Genomic DNA, 23,315 nt, shown 5'->3' with positions numbered 1-23,315 from the left:
CTCAGATCAGCGAAAAGGTGCCCTGCGTCACACTGGATCTTGTGATCCGCACCACTTTCGGTCGGGCCAGCAAATAGCCCATCCGACCACGGAGAGTCACGAAAGTCCGGCCTCCGGGCGGTCCCCGCCGACTTCTCCGGCTACCCGGTACCCACCCTCTGTGCCTGGCACACCACCATTTCCGGGTCCGTGCCCCTTACCACGGAGGTCACCCCCGTGTCGCACCCTGAGCCCACGGAGCGCAGCGAGCCCTCGACCCAGCGTCGGTCACCAGGGCTGCACCGGCTGGTTCCGCCCGGCAAGCACGCCCAGGTGGCGGAGTTCGGCCGCCGGACCCGTACCACCGCCCTCACCGTGCTGGCCGTCGTGGCCCTCGCTATCGGCGGCGCGGCCGCCGCACTCAACTCCGCCCCCGACGCCACCGCGACCGATCCGGCGACGACCTCGATCCTCGCCGACCGGGCCGACTCGGCGGGACGCGCCGACCGGAGCACCCGTCAGCCGACGGCCACCCCGGAAAGCGTCGGGGACGAGACCGGTTTCGGCCCGGCGCCCACCGACAGCAGCACCAGCCGCGCCGAGGAGACCGAGCAACCGGCGGACCCGACCGAAGCAGCCGACGGCGCCGCGCCGACCGGGACCGATGACGAGACCGCGAGGCAGACCGACGACGCCGGCAGCGACGGCAGTGACGGCAGTGACTCGGCCACGACCGCAGCGGCGCAGCCGAGTACAGCGGCCAGCGCGGCCGACTGGGTCACCCCGATGCCCGGCGCCCAGATCACTTCCTGCTACGGCCAGCGCTGGGGCGTGCTGCACGCCGGGATCGACCTGGCCCTGCCGGCCGGCACCCCGGTGCTCGCCGCTGGCGCCGGAACGGTGCAGGTGGCCGGCTGGGCGTACACCGGGTACGGGATCTCGGTGGTGATCGACCACGGCGGCGGTGTGCTCACCCACTACGCGCACCTCTCCGCGACCAGCGCCGCCGTCGGAGACCAGGTGGCCCCCGGGGACACTATCGGCGCGGAGGGCTCCACCGGCGACTCCACTGGCCCGCACCTGCACTTCGAGGTGCACGTCGGCGGGCTGTGGAGCCAGGTGGACCCGGCCCCGTGGATGCGGGAACGCGGCGTCGACCTGGGCTGCTGACCGCTGCGGTACGGGCCGGGTCAGATCTTCTCGATCGGCGCGTGCCGCAGCACCAGCCACATCGTCTGGTCACCGAAGTCGACCTGGGCCCTGGCTCCCGGCCCGTGCCCCTGCACCGCCAGCACCCGGCCCAGCCCGTACCGCTGGTGGTTGATCCGCTCCCCCACCGTCACCTTGGGCGCGGTGGGCAGCTCGCTGGCGGTGCTCAGCCGGCTCGGATCCACCCCGAGTCGCTGAGCGAGGCGGGCGGCCTTCGGCGTACCGCCGGCGAAGCCGCCGCCGCGCGCGACCGGCGACCGGTCCGCGGCGGCCGACCGCCCGCCGACCCCGCCACCCGTGCCCGACCAGGAGGTGTACGCCGCCTCGGTCCGCTCCCAGCGGACCAGCTCGGCCGGCAACTCGGAGAGGAACCGCGACGGCGGGTTGTACGCCGGCTGCCCCCACGCAGCCCGGGTCACCGACCGGGACAGGAACAGGCGCTGCCGGGCCCGGGTGATCCCCACGTACGCCAGCCGCCGCTCCTCCTCCAGCTCCCCGGTGTCGCCGAGAGCCCGCAGGTGCGGGAAGACGCCGTCCTCCAGGCCGGTCAGGAAGACCACCGGGAACTCCAGGCCCTTGGCGGTGTGCAGGGTCATCAGGGTGACCACACCCTGGTGGTCCGGGTCGTCGTCGGGCACCTGGTCGGCGTCAGCGACCAGCGCGACCTGCTCCAGGAAGCCGGCGACAGTCGCCGGCTCGTCGGACGCCTCGACCCGCTCGGTGTACTCGCGGGCCACGCTGACCAGCTCCTGCAGGTTCTCCACCCGGCCGGCGTCCTGCGGATCCAGGCTCTCCTCCAGCTCGGTCAGGTAACCCGAGCGCAGCAGCACCGACTCCAACGCCTCCTCCGGGGTGGTGGTGGCCAGTTGCTCCCGTACCCCGTCGAGCAGCGCCACGAAGTCGGCGATCGCGTTCGCCGCCCGGGTCGAGATCCCCGGTGCCTCGGTCGCCCGCCGCAGCGCGGCACCGAACGAGATCCGCTCGCGGGCGGCCAGCGCCTCGACGCACGCCTCGGCCCGGTCGCCGATGCCCCGACGCGGCGTGTTGAGCACCCGCCGGATACTCACCGTGTCGTCGGCGTTGACCACCGCCCGCAGATAGGCCAGCGCGTCGCGGACCTCCTTGCGCTCGTAGAAGCGCACCCCGCCGACCACCTTGTACGGCAGGCCGACCCGGATGAACACCTCCTCGAAGACCCGGGACTGGGCGTTGGTGCGGTAGAAGACCGCCACGTCGCCCGGGCGGGCCGCGCCGTCGTCGCACAACCGGTCGATCTGCCGGGCCGCCCAGTCCGCCTCGGCGTGCTCGGTGTCGGCGACGTAGCCGACGATCCGCTCGCCGTCGCCCTGGTCGCTCCACAGGCGCTTCGGCTTGCGACCGGCGTTGTTGGTGATCACCGCGTTGGCGGCGGTCAGGATCGTCTGGGTGGAGCGGTAGTTCTGCTCCAGCAGGATCGTGCGGGCCTGGGCGAAGTCCCGCTCGAACTCCAGGATGTTGCGGATGGTGGCGCCCCGGAAGGCGTAGATGGACTGGTCGGCGTCGCCGACCACGCAGAGCTCCCCCGGCGGTACGTCGTCCGAACCGTCCCCCACCAGCTCCTTGACCAGCTGATACTGCGCGTGGTTCGTGTCCTGGTACTCGTCGACCAGCACATGGCGGAACCGCCGCCGGTAGCTGCCGGCCACGTGCGGGTGGGCCTGCAGCAGGTGCACCGTCGTCATGATCAGGTCGTCGAAGTCGAGCGCGTGCGCCTCGCGCAGCCGGCGCTGGTAGAGCGTGTACGCCTCGGCCAGGGCCCGCTCGTTGGGGCCGGCCGCCCGGTCGGTGAACGTCTCCGGGTCGACCAGCTCGTTCTTCAGGTTCGACACCTGGGTGGCCAGCCCCCGGGCCGGGTAGCGCTTCGGGTCGAGGTCGAGCTCCCGGGCGACCAGTTGCATCAGCCGCCGCGAGTCGTCCGCGTCGTAGATGGAGAACGTCGACTTCAGCCCGGCGTGCCCATGCTCGGCCCGCAGAATCCGCACGCAGGCGGAGTGGAAGGTGGAGACCCACATCATCCGGGCCCGCGGCCCGACCAGGTTGCCGACCCGCTCCTTCAGCTCACCGGCCGCCTTGTTGGTGAAGGTGATCGCCAGGACCTCACCGGGGTGGGTCTGCCGGGCCGCGAGCAGGTAGGCGATCCGGTGGGTGAGCACCTTGGTCTTGCCGGAACCGGCACCGGCCACGATCAGCAGCGGGCCACCGGCGTGGGTGACTGCCTCCCGTTGCGGGCCGTTGAGCCCGGTCAGCAGCGCGGCACCGGCCAAATTTGGCTCAACTGGCCCTCGGCCGGCCACACCGGGCTCGACCGGGGGCGGTCCGGCCGACGGACCGTCCCGATCTGGGGTAGGTGCGGATGGGGCCGCTGGGGTTTCGAAGAGTGGATGCATCGCACGGCGAGTCTATGCCGCACGACCGACAGCCCTGCGCCGCCCGCGCCGCCCGCCAGCCCGGATCGCACGCTCAGGCCCGCCACGCTCAGGCCGTCGGCGCGCTGGGTGTCTTCCCAGAGGATGGCGGATTCTTGCGCTGGCGTCACCGGCCTGGGCATACTCGTAGCGTGATCCGCCAGGCACGATTTTTCGTTAGCTACGGTTCCGGGAGTCCGGCTGCCGTAGGTCGCGCCTGATCATCAGACCTACAAGTGCCCCGGGCTCTCGCGAGAGCCCGGGGCACTTCGCGTTCCGGCTCCGCGTCCACCGGGGCCGGACAGTCCAGGAGGCAGGACATGGGGACCAACGCCGTTGCGCACACCGCCGACAGCAGCGCGACGCCACCGGCCGGCACCGCCGAGGAGGCGAGCCAACCGGGCGCGACCGGCTCGGCGGGGCGATCCGACGGTCGGCACCAGACCGGGACGGACGCGCCGGAGGCGGCCGATCGCATCCTGGCCATCCGGAACAGGATCAACGAGATCGACGACGCTCTGATCGCGCTCTGGCAGGAACGGGCCGAGCTGTCGAAGCAGGTGGGCGCGGTGCGGATCGCCTCAGGCGGCACCCGGCTGGTGCTCTCCCGGGAACGTGAGATTGTCGACCGCTACCGGTCGGAGCTGGGTGCCGACGGCACCCAGTTGGCGCTGCTGGTGCTGCGGGCAGGCCGCGGCCCGCTGTGAAACACCGGCCGGGACCCACGAAGGCCGGCCGGCCCGCTCCTGCCAGGCGTCGATGTGACGTGAGGCGACGAGCGGGCCGGCGCCGGGACTACTCGGTGACGTGCACGACGTCGCGTACCTCGGCGAAGTGGCAGGCACTGGGGTGCGCCGAAGTCGCCCGTACCGTCAGGGTCGGTTCCTCGGCGGCGCAGATGTCCTGCGCCTTCCAGCAGCGGGTCCGGAACCGGCAGCCCGACGGCGGGTCGGCTGGTGACGGCACGTCGCCTTCCAGCACGATCTGATCCCGCAGGCCGCGTACCGTCGGGTCGGGCAGCGGGACCGCGGAGAGCAACGCCTGGGTGTACGGGTGGGTCGGCCGCTCGTAGATCTCCTCCTCGGTGCCGATCTCCGCGATCTTGCCGAGGTACATCACGCTGACCCGGTGCGCGATGTGCCGCACCACCGACAGGTCGTGGGCGATGAAGATGTACGACAGCCCCAGCTCCTTCTGCAGCTGCTCCAGCAGGTTGATCACCTGAGCCTGGATCGACACGTCCAGCGCGGAGACCGGTTCGTCGCAGAGGATGATCTCCGGGCGCAGCGCCAGCGCCCGGGCGATGCCGATCCGCTGCCGCTGCCCGCCGGAGAACTGGTGCGGGTAGCGGTTGATGTGGTCCGGGTTGAGGCCGACCAGCTCCAACAGCTCCTGGACGCGGCGGCTACGGTCGCTCTTCGGCGCCACGTCCGGATGAATCTCGAACGGCTCACCGATCAGGTCACCGACCGTCATCCGCGGGTTCAGCGAGGTGTACGGATCCTGCATCACCAGCTGGATGTTTCGCCGGGCCCGGCGCATCTCGGTGCCACTGCGGCCGGCGATGTCCGCACCGTGCACCATGATCGAGCCGGACGACGGGGTCTCCAACCCGACCAGCAACTTGGCCAGGGTGGACTTGCCGCACCCGGACTCGCCGACGATGCCGAGCGTCTCGCCCCGGTGCAGCTGGAGGTTGATCCCGTCCACCGCGCGGACCGCGCCGATCTGCCGCTTGAACAGGATGCCCTGAGTCAGCGGGAAGTGCTTGACCAGGTCCTTGGTCTCCAGGACAACGTCACTCATCGCCCTTGACCTCCTTCCAGAAGTGGCAGGCGGAGGTCCGGCTCGGGGCCAGCGCGAACCGGGGCGGCTCCGGGTCGGCCCGGCAGACATCCTGCGCGTACCGGCAGCGCGGGTTGAACGAGCAGCCGGCCGGGATGTTCGTCAACGCGGGCGGCAGGCCCTTGATGACGTTCAGCTCCTGGCCCTTGAGGTCGATCCGGGGGATCGATTCCAGCAGCGCCTTGGTGTACGGGTGGGCCGGCGAGGCGTAGATGTCCCGCACCGGCGCCTCCTCGACGACCCGACCGGCGTACATGACCGAGATCCGGTCGGCGACGTCGGCCACCACCCCCATGTCGTGGGTGATCAGCACCAGGCCCATGTTGCGTTCCCGCTGCAGCTCCGCGAGCAGGGCCATCACCTGGGCCTGGACGGTGACGTCGAGGGCGGTGGTGGGCTCGTCGGCGATCAGCACCTCGGGGTCGAGAGCCAACGCCATGGCGATCATCACCCGCTGGCGCATGCCACCGGAGAACTGGTGCGGGAAGTCGCTGATCCGCTGTTTGGCGGCCGGGATCTTCACCAGGTCGAGCAGTTCGACCGCCCGGGCCCTTCCGTCGGCCCGGGACATCCCCCGGTGCTTGCGGAACAGCTCGGAGAGCTGGAAGCCGACGGTGAACACCGGGTTCAACGCCGACAGCGCGTCCTGGAAGATCATTGCGACCCGGTTGGCCCGGATCTTGCGCCGCTGCGACTCGGGCAGCTTGAGCAGGTCCACGCCCCGGTACTTGATCTCGCCGCCGGTGACGAACCCGGGCGGCGAGTCGATGATGCCCATGATCGCCTGAGCGGTGACGCTCTTGCCGCAGCCGGACTCACCCAGGATGGCCAGGGTCTCGCCGGCCTGCAATGAGAAGCTGACCCCGTTGACCGCGCGGGCGATGCCGTTGCGGGTGCGGAACTCGACCTGCAGGTCGTTGACCTCCAGCGGCGGTGCGCTGGCGTCGAGCCCGGGTAGTGCGTCGATGGTGGCGGTGATGTCTCTGTCTGTCGCCATGGCTCACCTCACCGCAGCTTCGGGTCGAGGGCGTCGCGCAGCGCGTCGCCCATGAGGATGAAGGAGAGCACCGTGCCGACCAGCAGCCCGCACGGGAAGAGCAGCAGCCACGGGTGGTCCAGGAAGTAGACCTGGTGCTGGGAGATCATGATGCCCCAGGACTCCTCCGGTGGCTGCAGGCCGACGCCGAGGTAGGTCAGCGTCGCCTCGGCGGAGACGAACGCACCGAGGGTGATCGTCGCGTAGACGACCATCGGGGCGATCGCGTTCGGCAGGATGTGCCGGAACATCAGCCGGCCGTGCCCGGCCCCCATCGCCTTGGCCGCCTGCACGTAGTCCAGGCCCTTGGAGGACAGCACGCTGCCCCGCATGATCCGGGCGATGGTGGTCCAGCCGAGCACGATCAGGACAGCGGCCAGCGTCCAGACGTTCTGCTGCTTGATCACGGTCAGGAACACGATCGCACCGAGCAGGAACGGCAGCGAGAAGAAGATGTCGGTGATCCGCGAGATGATCGCGTCCACCCAGCCGCCGAAGTAGCCGGCGAGCAGCCCGGCGGTGCCGCCGAGAAGGACGATGCCCAGCGTGGCGAAGATCGCGATCTGCAGCGACGGCCGGGCCCCGTGGATGGCGTGCGAGTAGTAGTCGCAGCCCAGGTTGTTGAACCCGAACGGGTGCTCCCAGCTGGGCGCGATCCGGGTCCGCTGGACGTCACAGGCGCGCGGGTCCTGCCGGGTCCACAGGGTGGGGAAGGCGGCCATCGACGCGACCAGCAGCACGTAGATCGACGCGGCGATGAAGACCGGGTCACGCAGCAGTTGCCGCCGGGCGTCGGCCCACAGGCTGGCGTTGCGTTCGGTGGTGGCCGGAGCCGGAGCTGGGTCGGGTGGCGGTGGTGCCACCTCGGTGCCGCCGGCGGGGGCCGTGGGATGGGTCGGGTCACTCATGGTGGCACCTCGCTACGCTCGGTCCGCCGTGGATCAACACGGCACCGGGCCGGATGTTCGGTCCATTGCGATCACTCATAGCGGATCCTCGGGTCGAGGACCGCGTAAAGCAGGTCCACCAGCAGGTTCACCAGCAGGAAGACCATGACCAGCATGGTCACCACGCCGATCGCCACCGAGGCTTCACCGGAGGTGGCGGCCTGGGCTACCAACGATCCGATACCGCGTACGTTGAAGATCCGCTCGGTGACCACCGCGCCGCCCATCAGCGAGCCGATGTCGACACCGAGGTACGTGATCACCGGGATCAGCGAGTTGCGCAGCGTGTGCACGCCGATGACCCGCCGGTTCGCCAGACCCTTGGCCTTGGCGGTACGCACGTAGTCGGCCCGGATGTTCTCCATGATGCTGGTCCGGGTGAGCCGGGCGGTGGTGGCCAGGGAGACCGCGCCGAGCACCATGCCGGGGATGACCAGGCTGGCGGTCGGGTAGTCGGCGATGAACCCGGCGCCGAAGACGCCACGGGAGATCACTTCCGGTATCCAGTCCTGCCCGCGCAGGACGTTGCCGAACTCGACGCCGACGTACTGGCGGACCACGACGCCGAGGACGAAGATCGGCACGGAGATGATGAAGACTGTGGAGATCTTCACCAGGTAGTCCCAGAAGCTGCCGTTACGCAGGCCAGCCAGGACGCCGGCGAAGATGCCGATGACCGCCTCGAAGACGATGGCGATGAGCACCAGCTTGAGGGTGTGCGGCAGGGCCCGGGAGACCAGTTCGGTGACCGGCTCCTGCTGCAGGTTGATGCCGAAGTCGAAGCGCAGGAAGATGTCCTGCAGGCGGTCGAGGAACAGACCGAAGCACGGGTTGCCCGGCTGCTCCAGGCAGGGGTCGCCGAAGCCGAGCTTCTCGGTCATGGCGGCGAGCTGCGCTTCGGTCGGCCTGCGGTCGCCGAAGATCGCCCGGACCGGGTTGCCGCTGAACTGGATGCCCAGCGACGTGACGTAGTGCAGTAGGAACATGGTGCCCAGCACGGTGGGGATGAACTGGAGCAACCGTCGGATGACGTAGCGCCCCATCTGGGGGGTCTCCTCTCGGCGCTAAACGTGGCGGCAACAGGCCCCCTCGTGGGAGTTCCCGTTGCCGCCACGTCGCGTTACGACTTGATCAGTCAGACTCGCAGGTCAGGAGTTCTTCAGAGTGATCTTGCCGTACTCAGCGTCCGAGATCTTGTTCCAGTGGAACTCGTCCACGTTCTCGCCGTACAGCGCGGCGATCTTGCTGAACCACATCGGGATGACCGGCATGTCCTCGACGATGAGGTCCTCGGCCTGGTTGTAGAACGGGATGGCCGCCTCGAGGTCCGCCGCGGCGTCGCCCTGGGCAATCAGCGCGTCGAAGTCGGGGTTGTTGTAGCCCGAGCTGTTGCTGTCCGAACCGGAGCCGTAGAGCGGGTAGAGGTAGGTCTCGACCACCGGGTAGTCCGGGCCCCAGCCGAGCCGGAACGGGCCGGTGAACTTCTTGTCGTCGGCGGTCGCCAGGTACTCGGGGAACTGCAGGTTGACCTTCAGTTCGTAGTCGATGCCCAGCGCGGCCTTCAGCTGGTCGCCGACCGCCTGCAGCCACTGCTCGTGACCGGCACCGGCGTTGGCCCACAGCACCAGCGGCTCGCCGTCCCATCCGCCGGCCTCTTCCAGCAGCTCCTTGGCCCGGTCGACGTCCTGGGTGCAGTACTCGCAGACACCCGGGCGGTAGCCGTCGAAGGTCGGTGCCACGACGCCCTCGGCGGGGGTGAACCGGCCGTCGAAGACGGCGTCGATGATGCCCTGCCGGTCGATGGCGAGCGAGAAGGCCTGCCGGACCCGCTTGTCGGCGAAGCGGTCGTCGTAGGTCGGGAAGCCGACATAGGTGAAGCTGTCGCCGGGGGCCTCGTACATCCGGTCGCCGTACTGCTGCTTGGCCTCCTGGTACCGCGCCGGCGGGATGGTGTACATCACGTCCAGCTCACCGGACTGGAAGGCGGCGTAGCCGGCGTCCACATCGGCGTAGATCTTGTAGTCCAGGACGTCGGCCGCGCCCTTGTCCTCACCGGCCCAGGTCTCGCTGCGCGCCAGCTGGATCCGCTGGTCGTGCTCCCAGCTGCCCTCGATCTGGTACGGACCGTTGCCGATCGGGGTCTCGTTGCAGGCGTCGGTGTCCGCGAGGCAGGCCTCGGCCATCGGGAAGAACCCGGAGTAGCCGACGATCGCCGGGAAGCCGGCGAACGGCTCCTTCAGCTCGACGGCGAAGGTCAGCTCGTCGACCTTCTGCAGGCCGGAGAGCTCCTCGGCCGCCGGCTCCTCGCCGCTGACCTCGTCGATGCCGACGATGCGCTTCATGAAGTACGCGTTGTTCTGGGCGTTGGGCCCGTACGCCGTGTAGTTCCACGCCCGGATGAAGGCGTCGGCGTTGACCGGCTCACCGTTGTCGAAGGTGTGGCCGTCCTTGAGCGTGACGGTCCAGGTCTTGTTGTCCTCGGACTCGATCGACTCGGCGAGGTCGTTCTCCGGCTCACCGGTCTCGGCGTTGTACTTGACCAGACCGCGGTAGAGCTGGCGGATGACCAGGATGGACGGCTCGTCGTCACCAGCGGACGGCAGCAGGAACGCCGGCTCCGAGGCATAGATGCGAAGCGTACCGCCGGAGTTGTTGTTCTCCGTGGTGTCTTCGCCGTCGCTACTGCAAGCGGTGGCGAACAGAGCGATGGCGGTCGCTGCGACCGCCATCTTTAGGGTTTTCCCACGCATGGGAGAGCCTCCTCAGGGCGCTCACGGGGGGGTGTGAGGTGACTGACACTGTGACACCAGGTAGCCCGTTGCGTGAAGGTGCCGTTATCAAGGTGATACGCGGACGGGACGGCCCCGATACTCCAGTCAAGATCACTCAACCGTCGCTCGGAACCGCCCTGACCTGGGCATCTAACCACTGTACAACCCTTGTTACCGCAGAGTAGAAACGCCCTCGTGTGACCTTCCCCGCGACCCCTCCATCACGTTCGGATGTCAAGTCAATACGATTAGCCACCACTTGTCCGAGGTGCCCGGATGCCGGATTGGCGGCAATTGCCGGCTCGTAACCTCAGGATTACCATCAGTCCGCAGCAGACCCACCGCGAGGCCACAACCAGGCCCGCCTTGATTGACTCCGAATGGGTCGCCAACCAGGTTCCCACCATCCGGGAGATAGAGCAAGTCCGCTGGTCGGTCAGATGAGCCGCCGGTCCGCCGCCCATCTGGACAGTTCGTACCGGTTCGACATCTGCAGCTTGCGCAGCACGTTGGAGACGTGGGTCTCGACCGTCTTGATTGAGATGAACAGCTCCTTGGCGATCTCCTTGTAGGCGTAGCCCCGGGCGAGCAACCGCAGCACCTCCCGCTCCCGGTTGGTCAGCTGGTCCAGCTCCGGATCCACCACCGGCGCGTCCGACCGGGAGGCGAACGCGTCCAGCACGAACCCGGCCAGTCGGGGGCTGAACACCGCGTCCCCGTCGGCCACCCGTTGGATCGCCGCCGCCAGATCGTCCGGTGAGATCGTCTTCGTCACGTACCCACGGGCGCCCGCCCGGATCAGCCCGATCACGTCCTCCGCCGCATCCGAGACGCTCAGCGCCAGGAACCGCACCGACGGCCGCGCCACGCCGGAGCCCCGCAGCACCGCGTCCAGCACCGCCCGTCCCCCACCATCAGGCATGTGTACGTCGAGCAGCACCACGTCCGGGCCGACCGCGGCGATCCCGCTGACCGCCTCGGCCACCGTGCTCGCCTCGCCCACCACATCCACGTGGGCACCGAGTTCGGCGCGGACCCCGGTGCGAAACATCGCATGGTCGTCGACCAGGAAGACCCGCAACCGCCGTCCGTCCGGCTGCCCCGGTGCCCCACCCGCCGCCGGCTGGCCGGTCGGCTCACTCATGTCTGCCATCCTCTCCAGGTTGCCGGCTCTCCGGCCCGACCGGCAGCGTCAGCCGGACCTCGGTGCCCGACCCCGGCGTACTGATGATCTCGGCTCGACCGCCGTGCCGGCGCATCCGGCCGACGATCGAGCCGCGCACCCCGTGCCGGTGCTCCCCCACCCGGGCCGGGTCGAAGCCCGCGCCCCGGTCCCGGACGAAGACGCTGAGCTGCTCCGGCTCCACCTCCGCGTACAGCGACACGGTCTGCACCCCGGCGTGCCGCGCCGCGTTGACCAGCGCCTCCCGGGTCGCCGCCACCAACGCTCCGACCCGCTCGTCGGTGCCCCGGTCACCCACCACGACCGCCTCGACGGACAATCCGAAAGTGTCCTCCACCTCGGCCGCGACCTGCTCCAACGCCGCCGCGAACCGCTCGGTCGGCGAGGCCGTCGGCTTGTAAAGCCAGTTCCGCAGAGTCCGCTCCTGGCCCCGGGCCAGCCGCTGCACGGTCTTCGGGTCACCGGCGTTGCGCTGGATCAGTGCCAGGGTGTGCAGCACCTGGTCGTGGATCATCGCGGCGAGCTCGGCCCGCTCCTGCTCCCGGACCCGGCCCTCCCGCTCGGCGCGCAACTGGTTGAACGTCCGCCACAGCACCGGGGCGGTGACCACCCCGACGCCGGCGAGACCGACCAGGGCGAAGATGACGCCGTTGACGACAGCGGCGAAGTCGCCCCGAGGCGAATACACCGCGGCCACCCCGATCACGCCGACCGCCACCAGCAGCCCGCCGCCGATGAACCGCAGCAGGAAGGCCCGGCGGTCACTCTCGTCGACCACCGCACCCAGCCACGGCACCTGCGGCAGGGTCTCCCGCCAGGCGCGCCGCCGTTCCGGTGCCGACTGGTGCCAGATAATCCCGGTCCCGACCGCGATGACCGCCACCAGCCAGCCGGCGGTGGCACTCACCCCGCTGGACTCGAAGACCAGCACCTGGATCAGGATGATACCGAGGCCGATCGCCACGAACGGCAGTAGTTCGCCCAGGTCGCGACGCTTCGGCGGTCCGGCGGTCGCTGGTGGCACCACCGCCCAGAACGCCGCGTAGAGCAGCACGCCGAGTCCGCTGAACCCGATCAGTACGACGAACGCCACCCGTACGCCGACCACCGGCAGTCGCAGGTGGTGGGCGATCCCGGCGGCGACTCCGGCGACCACCCGCTGCTCGCGACTGCGATACAGACGTGGCGGCTCGATCGCGGTAGTGATCGCTGCCTCCTCGGCGGATGGGACGTGGACGATCTGACGGCCGATCCGGCCGGCGCCCGGTGGCGGTGAGTTCGGCCGGCGAGTTCGGCCGGTGGATTCGATCGTCACACGGCGACGACCCGCGCGACCACGGGGACGTCCCGGACAACCACCGTCTGGAAAGTCAGGGTGGCGTCAGGGTCGATTCCCGAGGCGGGGCGGACAGCCGGGCACGGAGGATCACAAGTATGACCGACGACCCGACCAAGCCAGGTGGACCGGCTCAGCCCCCCGACCCAGCGAACAGACCGGCTCAGCCGCCCGACCATGCGGACGAGTCGGCACAGCAACCCGGCCCGGCGGACGAGTCGGTACAGCAGCCCGGCACAGCGGGCGAGTCGGCCGACGGGACCGCGTCGGCCCCGCCGACGGACGCCCCCGGGTACAGCTGGCCGCCACCGCCACCACAGGCCGAGGCCCTCGCCTCGCGGTACGGATTGATCAGGCCGCGTCAGGGCCGGTACCTGGCCGGGGTGTGCGGGGCTATCGGCCGGGCCACGAACACCGACCCGGTCCTGTGGCGGGTGCTGCTGGCGGTGCTCGGCTTCTTCGGCGGCATCGGCATCCTGGTGTACCTGGTGGTGTGGCTGGCCACCCCGAGTGAGGGGGACAGCACCTCGCCGGTGGAAGGGCTGCTGGGCCGGGGCCGGTCGAGCACCTCACCGGTCGTCGTACTGGTGATCGGCATCCTCGCCGCTGTCATGTTCGGCTTCATCGTCACCGACGGGTTCCGGGCCGTCCTGCTCGGCTCGGCGGTGCTGATCGGCGGCGCGTTGCTGCTCAACCGCAGCTTCCGGGAGAACGGCCCGCGACCGGCCGGACCCCCGGCGCCGGCACCGCCGGGATACGGCCCACCACCACCGCACGGGTACGGCCCACCACCGCCACCCGCGCCGGTAGCGGGAGCAGCTGGAGCAGCCGTACCGGTCGCCGCCGGGCAGCTGGCCCAGCCGCGGCCGGACGACCCACCGACCCGCCCGCTGCCGGTGTACCCGCCGGTTGGTCCGCCACCACCGGCCGGGGGCTACCGGGCCCCGTTCGCGCCCTACGGCCCGTACGCCGGTCGTAGCGGGCCACCAGGGCAGTTCCCCCCACCGCCTCCGGTTCCGCCGTACCCAGTGCCACCACCGCCAGCGGCCGCACCACGGCCCCGCAAGGAACGGTCCCGGCTGGGCACCATCACCTTTTCGATGATCTTCGTGGTGCTCGGGCTGGTCGCCGCGCTCGACCTGACCGACCTGGCGCCTACGCCACCCTCGGCCTACTTCGCGGCGGTACTCGCCACGATCGCGGTCGGGCTGCTGGTCGGGGCCTGGATCGGCCGGGCCCGCTGGCTCATCGCGCTGGGTCTGACGGCTGCCGCAGCAGTCGGTGTCTCCAGCCTCGTCGAGTCGGCCAAGGAGGCCACGTCGGAGCCGGTGGTGTGGAAACCGGCATCCTACGGCCAGGTGGATTCGCGGTACGCGGCGACATTCGGCGACGCCGTACTGGACCTGCGCAACGTGGACTTCACCGACCGGCAGAAGAACCTAACCGTCTCGCTGTCGTTCGGCAAACTCCGCGTCTACCTGCCGGACGAGGTCGACGTCCGGACCGAGACCGACATGAACGCCGGCAACGCGTCCGTGCTCGGCCACCGCTGGGACGGCTTCGAGCAGGGCAGCCGCGTCGTGGAGGACCTCGGATCGGACGGCACCGGCGGCGGCCGGCTCACCCTGCGGATCGAAATCAACGCTGGCGACTTGGAGGTCATCCGATGAAACGGCATCGCACCGACGGCGTCTCCCTCACCTTCGGGCTGATCTTCCTCCTGATCGCCGGCTGGTGGTTGATCGCCCAGTCAGTCAACGTACCGCTGCCTCGAGTCGGCTGGATCGTCGCCGGCGGGCTGATCCTGATCGGCGTACTCGGGTTGGTCGGTGCTCTGCGGTCCGGCCGCCGCGAACCTCCCGCTGGCACCGCTGGCCAGGACAACGGGCCGGCGGACGTTGACGAGCACAGCGCCGGACCGGCGGACGCCCACGCCCGGACGCCCGTCACCGCCGCGCCCGGCGAGCCCGCGCCCGACGAGCCGACGTCCGATTCCCCGACGGCCGCCGAGCCGGCCACCCGGCCCAGCGGGTCGGGTGGTTGACGGCCCGCTGCAGCCCACCGGTGGTGCACCTATGCTGGGTCCGCGTCCCACCATTGCCGCGAGGAGCCCGTCCGCCATGTCCGATACCCCCGTACCAGTCGCTTCCGTGCTTCGCACCCGCTTCGACATCGGCGAGCGCGCCGCCCGGGCGCTGACCGCCGAACTCGCCCGGGACAACGTGGCGAAGCACGTCCTGCTGGTCGGGGTGGTTCCGGGAGCGAGGGTGGTCGACGCCGCCATCGACGCACTGCTGCCCGGCGACACGATGACCGTGGTGCCGGGCAGCGTCGACCAGACGGCACAACTGCGGGCGGAGATCGCCGGTCACGGCCCGTGGGTCGACGAACGGGTCCGGGTGATCGAGACGGTGTCGGCCGCCGACCCGGCCGATCTGCTGATCGTCGGAGCCGTCCTCACCGGAAGTGGTGAACAGGCCCGCACGATGATCGACGGCTACGGCAAGTACCTCGCCGAAGGCGCCGTACTGTCCGTGGCCGCCGCGGCGCTGCCGGGCGGCACCTCCGGTGCGGCCGCCGAGTTGGATCGGCAGGCGGCGCTCTTCGGCGTCGGCAGCGACCTGGTGCTGCGCAACGTCCCGCCGCTGCGGGTGCACCGGCTGCGATTCACCCCGGCACCGGTCGACCGGGCCGCCAAGCTGGGGCCGGCGTTCCGGACCAGCAGCGTTCCGCTGACCCGGGGGATGCACATCGACTCCAGCGGCGTGGCCGCCGCCGGGATCGCCCTCGGGCTGGCCGCCGCGACCCGGCTGGCCCGGCCGAAGAGCCGGCTCTGGCTGCTGCCGGCGTTGGCCGCCGGTCCGGTCGCCGCGTTCTTCCGCGACCCGCAACGCGACGTACCGGAGGACCCGGCCGCCGTGGTCGCGGCGAGCGACGGCCGGGTGCTGTCGGTGGAACGGGTGCACGACGAACGGCTCGGTGCCACCGGGTTCCTACGGATCGCGGTCTTCCTCTCGGTGCTCGACGTGCACGTCAACCGCAGTCCGGTCGCCGGCCGGGTGGTCGACCACTTCGTCACCGACGGAGGTTTCGCCGCCGCGATGCAGCCGGCCGCCGAGCACAACGTCGCCGCGTACACGGTGCTGGAGACCCCCCGTGGGCGGGTGATCGTTGCGCAGCGTACTGGGATGGTGGCCCGACGGATCGTGCACCGCGCCCCGGTTGGCAGCCTGCTCGCCAAGGGTGAGCGGTTCGGGCTGATCAGGTTCGGTTCACGCACCGACGTCTACCTGCCGGCGGACGCCGCCGAGGCGCTGGTCGGGCCGGGTGACCGGGTGGCCGGTGGCAGCTCGGTGATCGCCCGCTGGCGCTGACCCTGGGTCAGGTGGCCCGCCGCTGGTGCAGCCAGAGCAACGGCCCGCTCACCAGGTAGGCGAGCACGGTCAGGCCGAAGGTCAGCCGCGCGTCGATCAACGCGCCGACCACCGGCACGACCCACAGCCACGGCGGCAGCTTGATCAGCCGGGCCAGCTTCGCGTACGGGAAACTGGAGACCATCGCGAAGGCCAGCAGCGCCACGACCGCCAACTGCGCACCGCCGGGGATCGGGACGTCGATCAGCACGCCGAGACCGAGGACGGCGGCGGCCAGTGTGGTCGGTACGCCGGTGAAGAACCGGCCGTCGCACGGCGACACGTTGAACCGGGCCAGCCGGATCGCTGCGCAGCCGGCGACCAGGGCGCAGGCGACCGCCGCGGCGGTGGTGGACACCGAGCCGGCCAGCGAGGCGTAGACGACGACCGGGGCGGCCAGCCCGAACGAGCACATGTCGGCGAGTGAGTCCATCTGCGCGCCGAACGGGCTCGCCACCCCAAGCCGGCGGGCCAGCGCCCCGTCGAGTCCGTCGAAGACCACGCAGGCGATCAGGCAGGCCGCAGCCGTGCGGACATCGCCTTCCATGGCCAGAAAGATGGCGGTGAGGCCGAGCGTGAGGCTGGCCAGCGTGGTCGAGTTGACCAGCACGAATCCGGCCCGCCGGGCCGCTGTCGGGGTGCCGGGCAGCAGCGGTACGGGAGCCGGCCGCAGCCCGCTGGGCCGGCTGACCGCCGTGGCGGTGTGGTCGGCGGGGGTGATCGGGTGGTGCTCGACGCCGGTTGCAGGTGCCGGACCGACCGGACCGACCGCCGGGCTGAGCGGAGCGATCGTGGCGATCTCGGCCGCCGTCAGCGGGTCGACCCGGTATCGTCCGACGGAGTCCGCCGACCGCCGGCCGAACCGGAGCCGGTCGCGGCCGCTTCGGCCGACCCGCACCAGCAGGACCTGGCGGGCCAGACTGCCACTACGACGAAGCGGACCGGTCCATCCCCGGCCCGCCCATCGACGTCCTGCCGGCCGGGGACTGTCAGTCGTGCGCCGCCGCCGCCACGGGGCTCTCGCCACGGATCCCTCCATCATCGGTCGGTCGTCCCGCGCAACTTGCGCCGGACGCCCGATTATGCGGCCTACACCATTGCACAGCCGACGCGGGATGGCGAGAGATCAGTCTGAGTTATGCCGGTTCGTCCGGGCCAAACCGGTCACCTACTCACTGCGATACGCTAGCTCAAGCAAGCAGTGCTAGCTGGAGCCAGCACGACCACGCCTTCCCGGCGGCGCCGCCGAGCGTCGGAGGCACCGCCGGGGTCAGGGTCAGACCAGCCGGGCGGCTCCGACCGCCTCGGCGGTCACCTCGGTCAGCTCCGGTCGGATGGCTGCCAGATCCGTCCGGGCGAACCAGCGGGCCTCCGAGGTCGACCCACCGATGTCAGTGACGATCGGCAGGGACGGGCGGTCCACCTCAACCTGGTAGAAAGCGCGCACCCCGTGCCAGTCGATCGGGTAACCCTCCGGACCGAGCGAAGCCGCGTCCCGGTGGCTGGCCACGCCGAGCAGCCGGACCAGCCGGCCACGCTGGCCGGTCTCCTCGACCAGCTCGCGGATCAGCGCCGTGCCGGGCTGCTCGCCGTAGTCGGTGCCACCGCCGGGCAGATGCCACCGACCGGCACCCGGGTAGCCGGGCGCGATCCGGGTCAGCAGGACCCGCCGGGCCGGGTCGGTGGCGACCGCGTACGCCGCGAACCGTTGCGCCCGGTGCAGCCCGTCCGGCCCCGGTACGGCGTAGAACGACGGGAAGTCGGGAGCGGTGTCCGGCCGCAGGTCGATCGTCTCCGGCGGCAGGCCGAGAGCGCTGGCGGTGAACGGACGCAGCGGCAACTGTTTCGCCTCGTCCAGACTGCACCACCGGGCGAGGTCGGTGGGCTGGTTGATCCGGTGGCAGATCTGTCCGCCACGGATCGACGCGTCGTAGATCAACCGGTCGGTGTGCAGGGTGATGCCGCGCCGGGGAAGGGAGCGCATGTCGGCGAGGACGTCCCGCAACCCGGTGACCGCGACCGAAATGCCAGTTTCCGCGGCGGTCTCCCGGACGACGGTGTGGTTGGGATCCTCCCCGTGGTCCACTGCTCCTCCCGGCAGCGACCACACCCCGGGTGTACCGGAGCGCGGAGAGGCGCGGACCAGCAGAACCCGGTCCTCCGAATCGGCACAGACAGCGTATGCCGCGATCCTGCGAAGCGGCTCTAGGGCGGGAGTCACGAGTCAGAATTCTGCCCGCAAGTGGCCAGTCGGCGCGGACGACTGTCAGATTGGCGACAGTATTCTAGGTAACTGCTTGACTACCTAGAGCCGCATTCCGGGACGGATCAGGGTATTGATCCGGGAGGTCACCGAGGTCGCCGAGGACCGCCGCGCGGACCGTTGAAGCATGACGACCTCCCAGAACCCCACAGCTCAGGCCCCGTACAAGCAGCTTCGGCGACCCACCACGGACCGCATGATCGCCGGTGTCGCGAGCGGCCTCGGCCGCTACTTCGACACCGACCCCACCCTGGTCCGGGTGATCTTCGCGGTGGCCACCGTACTGACCGGCGGTTTGGCCGCGCTGACCTACCCGGTGATCTGGTTCCTGATGCCGGAGGAGCCGCCGACCGCGCCACCCTGGCCCGGCACCGAACCGACCCGGCCGCACAGGGCTGGTCCCACCGACTGACCAGTCAGCTCACTCCCACTCGATGGTGCCCGGCGGCTTGCTGGTCACGTCCAGCACCACCCGGTTCACCTCGGGCACCTCGTTGGTGATCCGGGTGGAGATCCGGCCGATCACCTCGTACGGCAGCCGGGACCAGTCGGCGGTCATCGCATCCTCACTGGACACCGGACGCAGCACCACCGGGTGACCGTAGCTGCGCCCGTCGCCCTGCACCCCGACACTGCGCACGTCGGCCAGCAGCACCACCGGGAACTGCCAGACGTCACGGTCCAACCCGGCGGCGGTCAGCTCCTCGCGGGCGATCAGATCGGCGGCGCGCAGCAGGTCCAGGCGCGGCCGGTCGACCGCGCCGATGATCCGGATCGCCAGACCCGGGCCGGGGAACGGGTGCCGCCAGACCATCGCCTCCGGCAGGCCGAGTTGCCGGCCGAGCGCCCGCACCTCGTCCTTGAACAGCGTGCGCAGCGGCTCGACCAGGGCGAACTGCAGGTCGTCGGGCAGCCCGCCGACGTTGTGGTGCGACTTGATGTTGGCGGTGCCGGTGCCACCGCCGGACTCCACCACGTCCGGGTAGAGGGTGCCCTGCACCAGGAACTCGACGTCACCGGCGGCGGCCACCTCGCGGGCCGCCGCCTCGAAGACCCGGATGAACTCCCGACCGATGATCCTACGCTTCTGCTCCGGGTCGGTCACCCCGGCCAACGCACCGAGGAACTGGTCGGTGGCGTCGACCACCTTCAACTTGATCCCGGTCGCGGCGACGTAGTCCGACTCGACCTGCTCGGCCTCCCCCGCCCGCAGCAGCCCGTGATCGACGAAGACACAGGTCAACTGGTCGCCGACAGCCCGGTGCACCAACGCGGCGGCGACCGCCGAATCGACCCCGCCGGACAGCCCGCAGATGACCTCCTTGGCACCGACCTGCTCGCGGATCCGGGCCACCTGCTCGTCGATGATGTTCTGCGGCGTCCAGGTCGGCTCGATGCCGGCGATGTCGTACAGGAAGCGGGTCAGCATCAGCTGGCCGTGCGCGGTGTGCCCCACCTCCGGATGGAACTGCACGCCGGCCCGCCGGCCGGCGAGATCCTCGAACGCGGCGACCGGCGCCCCGGCCGAACCGGCGGTGACCGTGAACCCTTCCGGCGCGGCGGTCACGCAGTCACCGTGACTCATCCACACCGGGATCTCGGTCGGCAGTTCCCGCAGCAGCACTGCGGCCTCGGGGCGGGCGGCCAGCGGGGTGCCGCCGTACTCCCGGTTGCCGGTGTGCGCGACCGTGCCGCCGAGCGCCAGCGCCATCGCCTGGAAGCCGTAGCAGATGCCGAAGACCGGCACCCCACCGTCGAACAGCTTCGGGTCGACCTGCGGGGCACCGTCGGCGTAGACGCTGGCCGGGCCGCCGGACAGGATGATCGCGGCCGGCTCCTTGGCCATCATCTCGGCCACCGGCATGTCGTGCGGGACGATCTCCGAGTAGACCTTGGCCTCGCGCACCCGACGGGCGATCAGCTGGGCGTACTGGGCTCCGAAGTCCACCACCAGGACCGGACGCGGCGTGCTCATGCTCCGGAGCCTACCGACCGTCGCCGAACCGTCCCGACGATGGTTCAGGGTCGCGGCTCAGCTCGCCGGCGGGCGGCGGTCCGGTGCGCCCTTGACCGGCCAGTGGGCCATCGCCCGCTCGGCGAGCGCGACAATGGTCAGCGACGGGTTCACCCCCAGGTTCGCCGGCACCGCCGCGCCGTCGACCACATGCAGGCCCGGACAACCGAAAACCCGGTGGTACGCGTCGACGACGCCGTCCGCGCGGGTGGCCCCGATCACCGCCCCGCCCAGGATGTGGGCGGTCATCGGCACGTCGAAGGGCTCGGTGACCGCGCCGCCCGGGATGCCGCCGATCTCGTCGGCGAGCAGCCGCACCGCCCGGTGACCGGTCGGGATCCAGCTCGGGTTGGGTCGGCCGTGCCCGTGCCCGGCGACCAGCCGGCCGCGTCGGAGGTATGTGGTCAGCGAGTTGTCCACCGACTGCATCACCAGCGCCACAATGGTCCGCCGCGACCAGTCCCGTACCGACAGCAGCCGCGCCGTCTCCCGGGGCCGGCCGGCCAGCGCGGCCAGCCAGCGGCGTACCCGGCGCGGCCCGCCGGCCACCAGCGCCGACTGCAGCAGCCCCATCAGGTTGGACCCTTCGCCGTAGCGCACCGGCTCGACGTGGGTGCCCGGCTCCGGGTGGAACGAGCTGGTGATCGCCACCCCGTCGGTGAAGTCGAGGGCGCGGCGGCGGGCGGCCCGGCGGGGGACAGACACGCCGAGGATCGCCTCCGAGTTGGTCCGGGTCAGGGTGCCGATCCGGGCGGAGATCGCCGGCAGCGCGCCGGTGGCGCGGGCGGCGTGCAGCAGCCGTTGGGTGCCGAGCGCCCCGGCGGCGAGCACCACCTGGTCGGCGGTGATCGTCTGCCGGCCGCCGACCCAGGCACCGGTACGGCGTACGTCGACCAGGTAGCCGGCACCGTCCGGACCCGGCCGCAGCCCGACGACCGTGGTCAGCGGCCGGATGTGCGCTCCGGCCCGTTCGGCGAACCACAGGTAGTTCTTCGGCAGCGAGTTCTTGGCACCGACCCGGCAACCGGTCAAGCAGGAACCGCAGTGGGTGCAGCCGACCCGGTCCGGCCCGGCCCCACCGAAGTACGGGTCGGCGACCCGCTCACCGGGACGACCGAGGTAGACGGCGACCGGGGTGGACCGGAACGTGTCGGCGGCGCCCATCCGGTCGGCGACCGCCCGCATCGCCCCGTCGGCGGCGGTGGTACGCGGATAGTCGACGACGCCGAGCATCTGCTTTGCGCGGGCGTAGTGCGGGGCGAGTTCGGCCCGCCAGTCGGTGATGCCGGACCACTGCGGGTCGGCGTAGAAGTCGTCCGGCGGCTCGTAGAGCGTGTTGGCGTACACCAGCGACCCGCCGCCGACGCCGGCTCCGGACAGCACCAGCACCCCGGCCCGGCCGCTACTCTCCTCCGTAGGTGTCTCCCCTGTACCTGTTCCTCCTGCGCGTACCCGGGCTGCTCCGCGTCGGGCGGCCGGGCGCAGCAGGGTGATGCGCTGGATTCCGTAGCAGCCGAGCGCCGGCATCCACAGGAACCGTCGCACCCGCCAAGAGGTGCGCGGCAGTTCGTGGTCGGCGAAGCGTTGACCGGCCTCCAGCACCAGCACCGAGTAGCCCTTCTCGGCGAGCCGCTGCGCGGCGACGCTGCCGCCGAACCCAGACCCAATCACGACTACGTCGTACCGCATCCCGCCATCATTACCGCCTGGTAACCGCTGCACCACCAGCCGACCCGCCGATCCATCCGCTAGCGGATCGGCAAGCAGCCGGAGGAAGTAGACCTGTGGTGTAGACGAGAAGTAGCCTGATACGTAGAATTCTCTGCATGGCGACGACGACGATCCGGGTCAGCACGGCCACTCGCGACCGGCTGATGCGGACCCGCACGGAAGAGTTCGGTGACGCGCCGATTGACGAGGTCATCACGCGGCTTCTAGATGAGCACGCCGACCAGGCGCTGAGGGCGAAGATGCGGGCCGACGCGGAGCACGCTCGTGGCAACATCGACGACCTCGCGGAGGTTCGCCGGGTACAGGCTGAGATGGACGAGCTCAGTGCGTGGTGACGTTTACCGGCTGCGCGCACCCCGCGACGCCGTCGGTCACGAGCAAAAAGGAGCGCGGTACGCCGTGGTGGTGCAGTCCGACGATCTCAACCTGTCAACGACGATCGTCGCTCCTACCTCCACCTCAGCCCACCCGTACGTGTTCCGGCCCGAGGTCACCGTGCGCGGCGAGCCAACCCGACTCATGCTGGACCAACTGCGTGCCGTTGACGCCGAGAAGGCGATCGGCGAGCGCGTCGGCCGGCTGAGCCCAGCCGAGTTGGTCGAGGTCAACCGGCTGCTACGCGCCGTTCTCGACGTCCTTTGAGCCGGCCCAACTCCTGGGCGGCAGACTACCGGACCTGCGCGTCGAGGTCATGCGTCTAAGCCTCCAGCGCTCGGGCGACCGCCGAGATGATCTGACTGTCGTCCCCGCCGGGTTGACGCGTCTCGTGGACGAACGCGGCAGCGTGGTGACGCAGCATCTCATCCGGACCGGGCCTGGCGGGCGGCGCGGCCGCGACCCGGGTGCCGCCGCCACGCCGGGAGGTCACCAGCCCGGCCACCTCGAGCTCGCGTATCGAGTGCGCAGTACAGGCAGGGTGGGCCAGGCCGCCCGCTTGTGTGACCGCTTGCTACAAGCGAGCTGCGCCGCGTGCCCGGTCCGGCATCGGCCTCCGCTGCCCACTCCCGGGTCGACACGCTCAGCATGAAGAGATTCACGGGCAGCTCCGAGGTTGACCGGGCGGTCCACGTCCATCATCATCTCAGGCTGGGGTGCGTACTATCATCTCAGGCTGAGATGCGCGGCATCCGCTGATGCGTGTCGT

Annotated in this window: 21 protein-coding genes; 8 read left to right on the top strand and 13 right to left on the bottom strand. The window is 70.6% G+C overall.

The features are described 5' to 3' along the window. Positions 1-216 precede the first annotated feature (216 nt). Positions 217-1,149, top strand: a complete 933-nt coding sequence (locus ACFHW1_RS01555) for a M23 family metallopeptidase (RefSeq protein ID WP_416551359.1) — start codon at positions 217-219, stop codon at positions 1,147-1,149. A gap of 20 nt (positions 1,150-1,169) precedes the next feature. On the opposite strand, the gene pcrA is transcribed toward ACFHW1_RS01555, so the two are convergent. Further along, complete coding sequence (gene pcrA, locus ACFHW1_RS01550; protein ID WP_416551358.1) at positions 1,170-3,614, bottom strand: DNA helicase PcrA; 2,445 nt, start codon at positions 3,612-3,614, stop codon at positions 1,170-1,172. Between the two features lie 338 nt (positions 3,615-3,952). On the opposite strand from pcrA, the gene ACFHW1_RS01545 reads away from it, so the two are divergent. Continuing rightward, positions 3,953-4,339 (top strand): chorismate mutase, encoded by a 387-nt coding sequence (locus ACFHW1_RS01545; RefSeq protein ID WP_278173819.1) that lies wholly within the window; start codon positions 3,953-3,955, stop codon positions 4,337-4,339. Positions 4,340-4,427: 88 nt separating this feature from the next. On the opposite strand, the gene ACFHW1_RS01540 is transcribed toward ACFHW1_RS01545, so the two are convergent. The 7 genes from ACFHW1_RS01540 to ACFHW1_RS01510 form a co-directional block, all read right to left on the bottom strand. After that, the gene (locus ACFHW1_RS01540; RefSeq protein WP_416551357.1) at positions 4,428-5,438 is read right to left on the bottom strand and encodes an ABC transporter ATP-binding protein; all 1,011 of its coding nucleotides are present in this window, start codon (positions 5,436-5,438) and stop codon (positions 4,428-4,430) included. Beyond that, positions 5,431-6,474 carry an ABC transporter ATP-binding protein gene (locus ACFHW1_RS01535; protein ID WP_416551356.1) on the bottom strand — a complete coding sequence of 348 codons (1,044 nt, stop codon included), beginning with the start codon at positions 6,472-6,474 and terminating at the stop codon, positions 5,431-5,433. The genes ACFHW1_RS01540 and ACFHW1_RS01535 overlap by 8 nt, the downstream gene beginning before the upstream one ends. Before the next feature lie 8 nt (positions 6,475-6,482). Beyond that, positions 6,483-7,421 (bottom strand): ABC transporter permease, encoded by a 939-nt coding sequence (locus ACFHW1_RS01530; protein ID WP_416551355.1) that lies wholly within the window; start codon positions 7,419-7,421, stop codon positions 6,483-6,485. Between the two features lie 71 nt (positions 7,422-7,492). Then, entirely contained in the window at positions 7,493-8,503 is a 1,011-nt protein-coding gene (locus ACFHW1_RS01525; protein WP_416590374.1) for an ABC transporter permease, read from the bottom strand. 105 nt (positions 8,504-8,608) lie between these two features. After that, the gene (locus tag ACFHW1_RS01520; protein ID WP_416614663.1) at positions 8,609-10,210 is read right to left on the bottom strand and encodes a peptide ABC transporter substrate-binding protein; all 1,602 of its coding nucleotides are present in this window, start codon (positions 10,208-10,210) and stop codon (positions 8,609-8,611) included. 457 nt (positions 10,211-10,667) lie between these two features. Further along, complete coding sequence (locus ACFHW1_RS01515; RefSeq protein WP_416551352.1) at positions 10,668-11,375, bottom strand: LuxR C-terminal-related transcriptional regulator; 708 nt, start codon at positions 11,373-11,375, stop codon at positions 10,668-10,670. Further along, positions 11,368-12,621, bottom strand: coding sequence for a PspC domain-containing protein (locus ACFHW1_RS01510; RefSeq protein WP_416551417.1), 1,254 nt, complete (start codon positions 12,619-12,621; stop codon positions 11,368-11,370). Before ACFHW1_RS01510 ends, ACFHW1_RS01515 begins: the two co-directional genes overlap by 8 nt. Positions 12,622-12,848: 227 nt before the next feature. Between ACFHW1_RS01510 and ACFHW1_RS01505 the strand changes: the two genes are divergently transcribed. The 3 genes from ACFHW1_RS01505 to ACFHW1_RS01495 all read left to right on the top strand — a co-directional run bounded on the left by ACFHW1_RS01505 (position 12,849) and on the right by ACFHW1_RS01495 (position 16,124). Next, positions 12,849-14,420: a PspC domain-containing protein gene (locus ACFHW1_RS01505; RefSeq protein WP_416551351.1), complete on the top strand. Its 1,572-nt coding sequence runs from the start codon at positions 12,849-12,851 to the stop codon at positions 14,418-14,420. Continuing rightward, the gene (locus ACFHW1_RS01500; RefSeq protein ID WP_416614662.1) at positions 14,417-14,794 is read left to right on the top strand and encodes a hypothetical protein; all 378 of its coding nucleotides are present in this window, start codon (positions 14,417-14,419) and stop codon (positions 14,792-14,794) included. The genes ACFHW1_RS01505 and ACFHW1_RS01500 overlap by 4 nt, the downstream gene beginning before the upstream one ends. A 76-nt stretch (positions 14,795-14,870) precedes the next feature. Further along, on the top strand, positions 14,871-16,124 hold the full coding sequence (locus ACFHW1_RS01495; protein WP_416551349.1) for a phosphatidylserine decarboxylase: 1,254 nt from the start codon (positions 14,871-14,873) through the stop codon (positions 16,122-16,124). 7 nt (positions 16,125-16,131) lie between these two features. Here ACFHW1_RS01495 and ACFHW1_RS01490 read toward each other — a convergent pair whose 3' ends face one another. Both ACFHW1_RS01490 and ACFHW1_RS01485 read right to left on the bottom strand, forming a co-directional pair. Beyond that, a complete protein-coding gene (locus ACFHW1_RS01490) occupies positions 16,132-17,190 on the bottom strand; it encodes a CDP-alcohol phosphatidyltransferase family protein (RefSeq protein WP_416567430.1) in 1,059 nt (352 codons plus the stop codon). 249 nt (positions 17,191-17,439) lie between these two features. Continuing rightward, positions 17,440-18,384, bottom strand: coding sequence for an NUDIX hydrolase (locus ACFHW1_RS01485; RefSeq protein ID WP_416551347.1), 945 nt, complete (start codon positions 18,382-18,384; stop codon positions 17,440-17,442). 169 nt (positions 18,385-18,553) lie between these two features. On the opposite strand from ACFHW1_RS01485, the gene ACFHW1_RS01480 reads away from it, so the two are divergent. After that, positions 18,554-18,838 (top strand): PspC domain-containing protein, encoded by a 285-nt coding sequence (locus ACFHW1_RS01480; protein WP_416551346.1) that lies wholly within the window; start codon positions 18,554-18,556, stop codon positions 18,836-18,838. Positions 18,839-18,847: 9 nt separating this feature from the next. Here the strand turns inward: ACFHW1_RS01480 and guaA are convergent, their stop codons facing one another. Further along, entirely contained in the window at positions 18,848-20,401 is a 1,554-nt protein-coding gene (gene guaA / locus ACFHW1_RS01475; RefSeq protein WP_416551345.1) for a glutamine-hydrolyzing GMP synthase, read from the bottom strand. A 57-nt stretch (positions 20,402-20,458) separates the two neighbouring features. Beyond that, entirely contained in the window at positions 20,459-22,129 is a 1,671-nt protein-coding gene (locus tag ACFHW1_RS01470) for a GMC oxidoreductase (RefSeq protein ID WP_416551344.1), read from the bottom strand. A 137-nt stretch (positions 22,130-22,266) separates the two neighbouring features. On the opposite strand from ACFHW1_RS01470, the gene ACFHW1_RS01465 reads away from it, so the two are divergent. Together ACFHW1_RS01465 and ACFHW1_RS01460 are read left to right on the top strand one after the other, a co-directional pair. Beyond that, positions 22,267-22,506: a hypothetical protein gene (locus tag ACFHW1_RS01465; RefSeq protein WP_158632395.1), complete on the top strand. Its 240-nt coding sequence runs from the start codon at positions 22,267-22,269 to the stop codon at positions 22,504-22,506. Beyond that, positions 22,496-22,813, top strand: a complete 318-nt coding sequence (locus ACFHW1_RS01460) for a type II toxin-antitoxin system PemK/MazF family toxin (RefSeq protein WP_416567429.1) — start codon at positions 22,496-22,498, stop codon at positions 22,811-22,813. Before ACFHW1_RS01465 ends, ACFHW1_RS01460 begins: the two co-directional genes overlap by 11 nt. 55 nt (positions 22,814-22,868) lie before the next feature. Here ACFHW1_RS01460 and ACFHW1_RS01455 read toward each other — a convergent pair whose 3' ends face one another. Further along, entirely contained in the window at positions 22,869-23,039 is a 171-nt protein-coding gene (locus tag ACFHW1_RS01455) for a hypothetical protein (protein WP_416551342.1), read from the bottom strand. Between the last annotated feature and the right edge of the window lie 276 nt (positions 23,040-23,315).

It is taken from the genome of Micromonospora sp. LOL_014, from assembly GCF_048060245.1.
Lineage (GTDB): Bacteria > Actinomycetota > Actinomycetes > Mycobacteriales > Micromonosporaceae > Micromonospora_E.
This window is presented reverse-complemented; position numbering and strand designations above follow the sequence as displayed.

Excerpts from the sequence above, each read along its gene's own strand:
- pcrA (WP_416551358.1), bottom strand. The coding sequence starts at position 3,614 with ATGCATCCACTCTTCGAAACCCCAGCGGCCCCATCCGCACCTACCCCA.
- ACFHW1_RS01545 (WP_278173819.1), top strand. The coding sequence starts at position 3,953 with ATGGGGACCAACGCCGTTGCGCACACCGCCGACAGCAGCGCGACGCCA.
- ACFHW1_RS01540 (WP_416551357.1), bottom strand. The coding sequence starts at position 5,438 with ATGAGTGACGTTGTCCTGGAGACCAAGGACCTGGTCAAGCACTTCCCG.
- ACFHW1_RS01535 (WP_416551356.1), bottom strand. The coding sequence starts at position 6,474 with ATGGCGACAGACAGAGACATCACCGCCACCATCGACGCACTACCCGGG.
- ACFHW1_RS01530 (WP_416551355.1), bottom strand. The coding sequence starts at position 7,421 with ATGAGTGACCCGACCCATCCCACGGCCCCCGCCGGCGGCACCGAGGTG.
- ACFHW1_RS01525 (WP_416590374.1), bottom strand. The coding sequence starts at position 8,503 with ATGGGGCGCTACGTCATCCGACGGTTGCTCCAGTTCATCCCCACCGTG.
- ACFHW1_RS01520 (WP_416614663.1), bottom strand. The coding sequence starts at position 10,210 with ATGCGTGGGAAAACCCTAAAGATGGCGGTCGCAGCGACCGCCATCGCT.
- ACFHW1_RS01515 (WP_416551352.1), bottom strand. The coding sequence starts at position 11,375 with ATGAGTGAGCCGACCGGCCAGCCGGCGGCGGGTGGGGCACCGGGGCAG.
- ACFHW1_RS01505 (WP_416551351.1), top strand. The coding sequence starts at position 12,849 with ATGACCGACGACCCGACCAAGCCAGGTGGACCGGCTCAGCCCCCCGAC.
- ACFHW1_RS01500 (WP_416614662.1), top strand. The coding sequence starts at position 14,417 with ATGAAACGGCATCGCACCGACGGCGTCTCCCTCACCTTCGGGCTGATC.
- ACFHW1_RS01495 (WP_416551349.1), top strand. The coding sequence starts at position 14,871 with ATGTCCGATACCCCCGTACCAGTCGCTTCCGTGCTTCGCACCCGCTTC.
- ACFHW1_RS01480 (WP_416551346.1), top strand. The coding sequence starts at position 18,554 with ATGACGACCTCCCAGAACCCCACAGCTCAGGCCCCGTACAAGCAGCTT.
- guaA (WP_416551345.1), bottom strand. The coding sequence starts at position 20,401 with ATGAGCACGCCGCGTCCGGTCCTGGTGGTGGACTTCGGAGCCCAGTAC.
- ACFHW1_RS01470 (WP_416551344.1), bottom strand. The coding sequence starts at position 22,129 with ATGCGGTACGACGTAGTCGTGATTGGGTCTGGGTTCGGCGGCAGCGTC.
- ACFHW1_RS01465 (WP_158632395.1), top strand. The coding sequence starts at position 22,267 with ATGGCGACGACGACGATCCGGGTCAGCACGGCCACTCGCGACCGGCTG.